Source organism: Ruegeria sp. BHSA118 (genome assembly GCF_059613405.1).
Genome location: NZ_JBXWSM010000151.1, coordinates 1 through 1878, shown reverse-complemented (window position 1 = coordinate 1878; position 1878 = coordinate 1). Strand labels below are relative to the sequence as shown.

The window sequence follows — 1878 nt, the reverse complement described above, 5'->3', positions numbered from 1 at the left end:
GTTTTCCGACAGGACGGAAACCCGAAAATCCAGGTGGCGATCGTTGAAACCTGCGATCACCTCGGTCCTGCCATCATGTTCGACCGGGAAGATACCCAACTTGTCGTCTGCATCCGGGCCGGTCGTGCTGAGGCCAAAGGGTGTTACCAGCAGGCCGCGCAGCCGAACCAGTGACATCGCCCATCCGGGGAACGCGGTGATGATTTCCGCGGCCCGGCTCGGCGGAAGATTGGATTCAACGCTGAAGCAATCCAGAAAGTCGCCGTTTTTGTACCGTTCGTTCAGCAGGCTTTGCGCGGACAGATCGGAACGCTTTACCGGCGAATGAAACATAACGTTATTCTCTGAGCGTGGTCAGAGCCTTTTTCAGATCAATCGCTCCATCATAAAGCGCGCGGCCGGAAATGGCACCGTTCAAAGCTGCGCCACAATCGCGCAGCGCGATCAGATCGGCGATCGAGGACACGCCGCCAGATGCGATAACCGGAATGTCGACCGATTTGGCAAGCTCTGCGGTGGCCTCGATATTGGGCCCCTGCATCGCGCCGTCCCGGTTGATGTCGGTGTAGATGATCGCGGCGACGCCCGCGTCTTCGAAGCTGCGGGCCAGATCGGTTACCTGAACGTCGGTTTCTTCGGCCCAACCCTTGGTGGCAACCAGACCGTTGCGCGCGTCGATGCCCACGGCGACCTTGCCGGGAAAGGCTTTGGCCGCTTCGCGCACCAGATCGGGGTTCTCGACCGCGACCGTGCCCAGAATCACGCGGGCCAGACCTTTGTCGATCCAGGTCTCGATGGTGGCCATGTCGCGGATGCCGCCACCCAATTGCGCGGGCACGTCGCAGGCTTTCAGAATTGCCTCGACCGGGGCGGCGTTGACCGGCTCACCTGCAAAGGCGCCGTTCAGATCGACCAGATGCAGCCACTCGCACCCGGCCTCGACAAAAGCGCGTGCCTGCGCGGCGGGATCTTCGTTGAACACGGTGGCCTTGTCCATTTCACCACGCAGCAAGCGCACGGCATTGCCGTCTTTGAGGTCGATGGCGGGGTAGAGGATCATGTCGGGCGGCCCTATATCTGTGTTACACGCGCGGGATATCGCACAGGCGGGGCAGGGGATGCAACGCGACGCTGGGTCATTCTTGCCCGTCGCTGATTGCCGGGTCAGACTGCCATCAAAACAGGGAGACAATCATGAAGAAATTTACGTTTGCAGCGGGTTTGATGTTTCTTGCGACCAGCGCGATGGCTGCGGATCCCGTCGACGGTCTGTGGAAGACTGCACCCGGTGATACCGGCGGCTATCTGCACGTGACGATTTCCGAATGCGGCAGTGCGATCTGCGGAACCATCGACAGCGCCTTTGATGCGGATGGCAACGAGCAGCTGGAATATGAAAACCTGGGCAAGCAGATCATCTGGGACATGGTGCCCGAAGGCGGCGGAAGCTATGACAGCGGCAAGATCTGGGCACCGGACCGGAACAAGACATACAACTCGAAAATGTCACTGGACGGCCAGAACAAACTGACCGTCAAGGGATGCGTGGCGGGCGGTCTGATCTGCCGCGGTCAAACCTGGACGCGTGTTCAATAAGCCTCAGGGTTTCCAGGTCAGGAAGTTGCCCAGCATGCGCAGGCCAACGTCCTGGCTTTTCTCGGGGTGAAACTGCATTCCAACCATCGTATCACGGCCAATGACGGCCGTGACCTCCTGCCCGTAATCCACATAGGCTAATCGCTGTGCCGGGTCGGATACCCGGAAGTGGTAGGAATGGACGAAATAGGTGTGATCGCCGGATTTCACCCCGTTAAACACCGGGTGATCGCTGTCCAGAACAAGATCGTTCCAGCCCATATGTGGCACTTTCAGCGATGT

4 protein-coding genes are annotated in these 1878 nt (G+C 59.4%); 1 reads left to right on the top strand and 3 read right to left on the bottom strand.

Going from position 1 to position 1878, the window contains the following annotated elements; all coding sequences use genetic code 11:
- Positions 1-333 (bottom strand): DUF2867 domain-containing protein (locus tag AC2FNN_RS21545; protein ID WP_496760559.1); only part of this gene is annotated, 333 nt, incomplete at its 3' end.
- 4 nt (positions 334-337) lie between these two features.
- On the bottom strand, positions 338-1060 hold the full coding sequence (gene hisA / locus AC2FNN_RS21540) for a 1-(5-phosphoribosyl)-5-[(5-phosphoribosylamino)methylideneamino]imidazole-4-carboxamide isomerase (protein ID WP_496760557.1): 723 nt from the start codon (positions 1058-1060) through the stop codon (positions 338-340).
- A 134-nt stretch (positions 1061-1194) separates the two neighbouring features.
- On the opposite strand from hisA, the gene AC2FNN_RS21535 reads away from it, so the two are divergent.
- On the top strand, positions 1195-1596 hold the full coding sequence (locus AC2FNN_RS21535) for a DUF2147 domain-containing protein (protein WP_496760556.1): 402 nt from the start codon (positions 1195-1197) through the stop codon (positions 1594-1596).
- Between the two features lie 3 nt (positions 1597-1599).
- Here AC2FNN_RS21535 and AC2FNN_RS21530 read toward each other — a convergent pair.
- A partial coding sequence (locus AC2FNN_RS21530; protein WP_496760554.1) for a glutamine amidotransferase-related protein occupies positions 1600-1878 on the bottom strand: 279 nt, incomplete at its 5' end.

What these genes read in the sequence shown, in the direction of transcription:
- AC2FNN_RS21535 (WP_496760556.1), top strand. Translation starts at nt 1,195, where the DNA reads ATGAAGAAATTTACGTTTGCAGCGGGTTTGATGTTTCTTGCGACCAGC.
- hisA (WP_496760557.1), bottom strand. Translation starts at nt 1,060, where the DNA reads ATGATCCTCTACCCCGCCATCGACCTCAAAGACGGCAATGCCGTGCGC.